This window comes from Mesorhizobium sp. M7A.F.Ca.CA.002.05.1.1, from assembly GCF_003998335.1.
GTDB lineage: Bacteria > Pseudomonadota > Alphaproteobacteria > Rhizobiales > Rhizobiaceae > Mesorhizobium.
In genome coordinates this window covers 1-5,631 of the sequence record NZ_RZQI01000363.1, presented here as the reverse complement: position 1 = coordinate 5,631, position 5,631 = coordinate 1, and the positions used below count along the sequence as shown (strand labels likewise).

Below are 5,631 nucleotides of genomic sequence, written 5' to 3'. Positions count from 1 at the left end.
CGCATATGGTGATGATGATGGCCACCATCACCATCACGATCGCAACCAGATTCCTGATGAAGCGCATGCAGGTAGTTTTGCTGACATGGTGGCACGCATCAAAGCCGCGGATCTCCACGATGGAACGGCTGCCAGGGCCATTGCGATACTGACGATCATTGCCGAGGCGGAGGCGGCCATCCATCGCGTGCCGGTCGAAAGGGTACATTTTCACGAGATCGCCGACTGGGACTCCCTGGTTGACGTCGTCTGCGCCGGCAGCATCGCAGCGGCGCTCGACAAGACGGTGTGGAGTGTCTCGGCTCTGCCGCGAGGCGGTGGCCTTGTGCACACCGCCCACGGGCTGCTGCCCGTTCCCGCGCCTGCCACGGCCGCGATCCTGACCGGTTTCGAATGGCGCGACGACGGGATATCAGGCGAGCGCGTGACGCCGACCGGCGCGGCGATCCTTAAACATCTCACAGCGCCTGGTGCTGGCGGCACGTCTGGCCGGCTTGTGTCGTCCGGAACAGGCGCGGGGACGCGGCACCTGCCCGGGATGCCGAACATTCTTCGCGTTCTCGTCCTAGAGAACGAAGTCTCAACTCCGAGCGACACCATCAGTGTCATCGAATTCGAAATCGACGACATGACCGGCGAAGAGATGGGCGTCGCCTGCGATCGCCTCAGGGCAACGGACGGCGTGTTGGATCTCTCCGTGGGGCAGCGCCTCGGCAAGAAGGGGCGTCCCGCCTCGTCGTTCCGGCTTCTGGCGAGACCGGAACTGGCCGATCAGGTGACGGCCCGGTGTTTTGCCGAGACATCGACAATCGGCTTGCGCCTGCGGGAGGAACGCCGGCTGGTCCTCTTCCGGGAAAACGTCAAGGCTGCCGGACTTGCCGTCAAGGCGGTCCTCCGGCCATCGGGCATCACACGCAAGGTGGAAAGCGATGCCCTTCGAGGCGGAAGCCTTGCCGAGCGCCGCGCCATGAAGTGGCAGGCCGAGACGACCGACGATGAATGACATTGCGCCGGCACAGCGTCTTGACCGCGTTCTTGACCGTTTCGAACAGCTCGCCATTGCTGTCAGCGGCGGCGTGGATTCAGTGACGCTGGCAGCCTTCGCACATCGCAAGCCGGGCCTTGCGGTGACGGTAATCCATGCCGCCTCACCAGCCGTTCCGGAAGAGGCGACGGCACGCGTGCGGGGTCTGTCAGATACCGAAGGCTGGACGACCCTCGTCATCGGAACTGGCGAGTTCGAGGATTCACGCTATCGGGACAATGCCTCGAACCGCTGCTATTTCTGCAAGACCAATCTCTACGATCGGATACGCACACTGACGCCGCATGTGATCGCGTCGGGTGCCAATCTCGATGATCTCGGCGACTATCGTCCCGGGCTGCTGGCTGCCGCCGAGCGCCAGGTGGTACATCCCCTCATCGAAGCGGAAATGGCCAAGGCCGACATTCGCGCGCTTTCTCGCGAGCTTGGCCTGGGCTCTGTCGCCGAATTGCCCGCCCAGCCATGCCTGGCAAGCCGCGTCGAGACGGGAATAGCGATCGATGCCCGCGACCTCGCATTCATCGAGAAGGCCGAGCGGCATCTGGCTGACATTGCCGCCAGTGGCGTTACGTTGCGCTGCCGGATTACGCGGTCAGGCGTGGTTCTGGAACTCGGCGACGGCGTGTCCGCGCAGAAGCATCTGCTGGTCGAGATCACGCAGCGGCTTTGCGCCGAGGCAGGACGCGTCTTCGTGGGCGCCCGGCCCTACAGCCGCGGCGCGATGTTCATGCGCCCATGAACGACTTTCAACTCGACTGGCAACGCAGCAGGCGCACCGGAGTGCCGGAGGCGGTGCTATGTGAGCATAAGAGCCCGACCCAGGTGGCCGCCATCATCGTCGCTGCTTCCGAGAAAGGAGAGCGGCTGTTGTTCACGCGTCTCGACGAAAGCCATTTTCTGGCGCTCGATTTCGCCATTCGCAGTGCACTTGATTATGATCCACTGTCGCGCACTGCGGTGCTGGGCGGGTCCATGCCCGTTGCAAGCACAGGTGTGGGCATCGTGGCGGCGGGCACGTCGGATATGTCGGTCGCACGGGAAGCCGCCCGAGCGCTCTGCTTCAACGGCCATGACGCGCCTATCGTCGCCGATGTCGGTGTCGCCGGATTGTGGCGGCTTACTGAAAGGCTCGACGAAATCCGGATGTTTCGGGTTGTTATCGCTGTCGCCGGCATGGAAGGCGCGCTCTTCAGCGTGCTCGCCGGGCTGATCGCGGCGCCGTTGATCGCTGTACCGACATCTGTCGGCTACGGCGTGGCCGCCGGCGGATATGTGGCGCTCAACGCAGCGCTCGCGAGTTGCTCGCCGGGAGTTGTGGTGGTCAACATCGACAATGGCTTTGGCGCAGCGGCAGCCGCGGTGAAGATGCTTTCAATGCGTTGACGCACCAGCCTCGTTAAGCGCGATGCGCGCGTTCCGATATAGAGCAAACAATCGATTTTGCCGGTGCTAGAAAGGCGTGGCGCCAGCCAAACTGGTCTGCCCCGCCAAATCATCGGAGGTCCCCACGACAATGCAGTTCGACTTCTCCGAGCTGAAGCCGCTTGACCGGCACAAACTTCTATCCTCGACGATCACGCCACGGCCGATCGCATGGGTCACGACCGTCGCGTCGGACGGGGTGCGCAATGCAGCGCCATTCTCGTTCTTCAATGTCTTCAGCGAGGATCCCCCTGTCGTCGGTTTCAGCATCGTCGACCGGTCTGCAGGCGACAACAAGGACACAGGACGCAATATCCGGATGTCGGGCCAATTCGTCGTCAATCTGGTCGACGAGGATCGGCTGGACCAGATGAACATAACCGCCGCCGAGTTTGCGCCGGAAATCGATGAGTTTTCGCGCTCCGGGCTTGCAGAGGAAGCTTCAGTGACGATCGCCGCGCCGCGAATTGCCGAGAGCCCCGTCTCCATGGAGTGCGTGCTGCACAGCATTGTTCCTCTCGGGGTATCGCGCTCGCTCATCCTGGGAACGGTCCAGATGATGCATATACGCGACGACATGCTGATCGACCCGGTTCGCTTCCATGTCGATACACAAAAATTGCGCCTTGTCGCCAGGGCACAAGGAAACACCTATGTCCGCACGACAGACGCGTTTGAGTTGCCGAGAATCTCGGCGACGTGACAGGGCCGGCGGTTCGCAAGCCTGACGAAGTCGCAGCCCCTGTCTCTCAGTCAACATTGGCGCGCGCAACCGCAACTATTTGAGCCCAAATCCCCGCGCCTTCAGGAAGTCCGTGAGCACGTGCCTGCCGGTCAGTGCAGCAACGTCCTTTATCCGCGCCGCGGTCTGTTCAGTCCAGTCGATGTTGCGCATGTTCTGTTCGGCCTGGAATTCCCGCATGCGTGCCTCGTAGGCCGCCATAAGCTCCGGGTCGATTTGGGTATACCGCTCGCGGTGGAGGATTATGCCTTGCGGCAGGCGCGGCTTGACGTCTGTTGCCACCGCCGGATCGGGGCGGCCGACTGTCATGCCGAACACGACCATCGATTCGTCGGGCAGTCCCAGTTCGTTGGCGACGGCCTGAGGGTCGTTACGCATCGCGCCTATGTAGCAGCAGCCGAGGCCGAGCGACTCGATTGCAACAGCGGCATTCTGCGCTGCGAACGCGGCGTCCGCGATGGCAAAGATGAATGCCTCGATGTAATCGAGTGCGACACCGGCATGTCCCCGCTCATCGCTGATCGCACGCAGGCGAGCCAGATCGGCGACGAAAACGAGCAGCAGCGGCGCGTCATGGATGTGCTTCTGGTCCGCGGCGTAGCCGGCCAGCCGCGCCTTGCGATCCTTGTCCTCGACCGCAATGACGCTCCAAGCTTGGAGGTTGGAAGTTGAAGCCGCCGACTGTGCGGCCGCCACGACGAGCTCAAGGGTATTTGCGGGAAGGGGCTGGTCGAGGTAGTAGCGCACCGACCGGTGCGACAGCATCACATCCAGCGTGCTGTTCCAAGTGACGTGGGACAATTCTTCGGCGAGAGCGGGATCACGGTAGCGCGTACCGACGCGTTCACGTGCCGCTGTACCGTCGGCGACGCTGTTTCGCTGCTTGCTGGTCATCTGATTGTCATCCATCTGGTTGTTTGGCTTGATCCGCCTGGGATTCTTGCCGAGGTCAAATAACGCCCTCGTGCTTGAACGAGCGGATCTGTGCTGTTGAGTGGCCGAGGAGTTCACCGAGGACATATTCGTTGTCTTCGCCGTAACAAGGCGCTCCGCGGTTGATCAATCCGCCTGCATGCGCGGGTGTGCGGCCAAGTTTGAACGGCACTTCGGCCACGGGCCACGTCCCGATCCTTGTCCCAGGCACTTCGGTCAGCCACTCCAGCCTCCGCAACTGCGGATCGTGATCGCAGCGATCCTCCGCCGTCTGGCATACGCCAGCGGCCACGCCAGCTGCTTGCAAGCGGCTCATGCAGTCATAGGCCTCAACGCCCTCGGTCCACGTTCCAACCACCTTGTCCAGTGCATCCTGGTTGACAAGACGAGCCGCAATATTGGCGAAGCGTGGATCGGTTAGCCATTCAGGATGGCCCGCGGCATGGGCGAGCGCCGCCCATGACCGCTGGTCGCAGCACGAGATCGCGATCCAGCGATCCGCCCCCTGGCAACGATAGGCGCCATGCGGCGCGGCATTGCCATAAGGGGAGCGGTTGCCGGTACGCTGCCACACTCGCCCGTTTGCCGACCAATCAAGGATGGCCTGGCTGGCAAGGAAGATGCCCGCTTCGCATTGGGACGCATCGATATGCTGACCCTTGCCGGTGACCGAGCGGTAGTACAGCGCACCGAGGAGCGATTGGGCGAAGCCATAGGCCCCCATCCAGTCGAGATAGGAATAGCCCCACCCGGCAGGCATCGCCGGTTCGGCAAGACCGGACATCTCGTTCATCCCAGCAAACGAGGCAGCGATAGGCCCAACGGTGCGCAGTCGGCCATAGGTGCCGTAACTGCCCATGCCGGACTGCTGGACGTAGATGATATCGGGACGGATGCTGCGCAGGACGTCATACCCCAGGCCTAACCGATCGAGGACGCCCGGAGAGAAGCCTTCGGCGACGACGTCGGAGATTGCGATCAGCCGCTTGGCGATATCGATACCTTTCGGGTGGCGGATATTGAGCGAGAGCCCGCGCTTGCCCGCGTTCTTATTGTTGAACTGGCCGCCCATGTCGGGATCGCTGACGCCCGGCAGTGGGCCGGTCGCGGCCTCGCGCGCCGTGCGGCCCCCAACGGGTGCCATTGCGGCGAGGCGTGTGTCTGGGTTTTCCTTCCATCCGACCTTGATGCACTCGGCGCCAAGCGCAGCAGCAAAGCGCGTTCCGCCCGCCGAAGCAAGAAACCATGAGAAGTCAAAGATGCGGACGTTCTGCAAAGGAAAGGGACGATTGCGTGCTGAGAGCGCCGGTTTCAGGGTCGCCTCTGCCGCTACCTTTGGCGATGCCTGCCTTGAGGTGTTGCTCACTTCGTCCGTATGCTCACCGCGCAGCGGCGCGCGCTTGCCGGCCTGCCATCGTGTTTCCGAACTCAGCCATTTGCTTGTGGCATAATGGAAGCTGCGCCCAAGTTCAGGGTGATCGACCTTGGT

6 protein-coding genes are annotated in these 5,631 nt (G+C 62.6%); 4 read left to right on the top strand and 2 right to left on the bottom strand.

Translation table 11 applies throughout. The features are described from left to right. From EN939_RS18695 to EN939_RS18680, 4 genes are all read left to right on the top strand, one after another. Positions 1 to 1,003 (top strand): LarC family nickel insertion protein (locus EN939_RS18695; RefSeq protein ID WP_245473115.1); only part of this gene is annotated, 1,003 nt, incomplete at its 5' end. After that, a complete protein-coding gene (locus EN939_RS18690) occupies positions 996 to 1,784 on the top strand; it encodes an adenine nucleotide alpha hydrolase (protein WP_127269187.1) in 789 nt (262 codons plus the stop codon). The genes EN939_RS18695 and EN939_RS18690, both read left to right, overlap by 8 nt. Next, positions 1,781 to 2,428, top strand: coding sequence for a nickel pincer cofactor biosynthesis protein LarB (gene larB / locus EN939_RS18685; protein WP_127269186.1), 648 nt, complete (start codon positions 1,781 to 1,783; stop codon positions 2,426 to 2,428). Before EN939_RS18690 ends, larB begins: the two co-directional genes overlap by 4 nt. A 130-nt stretch (positions 2,429 to 2,558) precedes the next feature. Next, positions 2,559 to 3,170, top strand: coding sequence for a flavin reductase family protein (locus EN939_RS18680; RefSeq protein WP_024504897.1), 612 nt, complete (start codon positions 2,559 to 2,561; stop codon positions 3,168 to 3,170). Between the two features lie 75 nt (positions 3,171 to 3,245). Here the strand turns inward: EN939_RS18680 and EN939_RS18675 are convergent, their stop codons facing one another. Together EN939_RS18675 and EN939_RS18670 are read right to left on the bottom strand one after the other, a co-directional pair. After that, a complete protein-coding gene (locus EN939_RS18675; RefSeq protein ID WP_024504898.1) occupies positions 3,246 to 4,103 on the bottom strand; it encodes a nitroreductase family protein in 858 nt (285 codons plus the stop codon). Positions 4,104 to 4,158: 55 nt separating this feature from the next. Beyond that, a partial coding sequence (locus tag EN939_RS18670; protein ID WP_164751069.1) for a CaiB/BaiF CoA transferase family protein occupies positions 4,159 to 5,631 on the bottom strand: 1,473 nt, incomplete at its 5' end.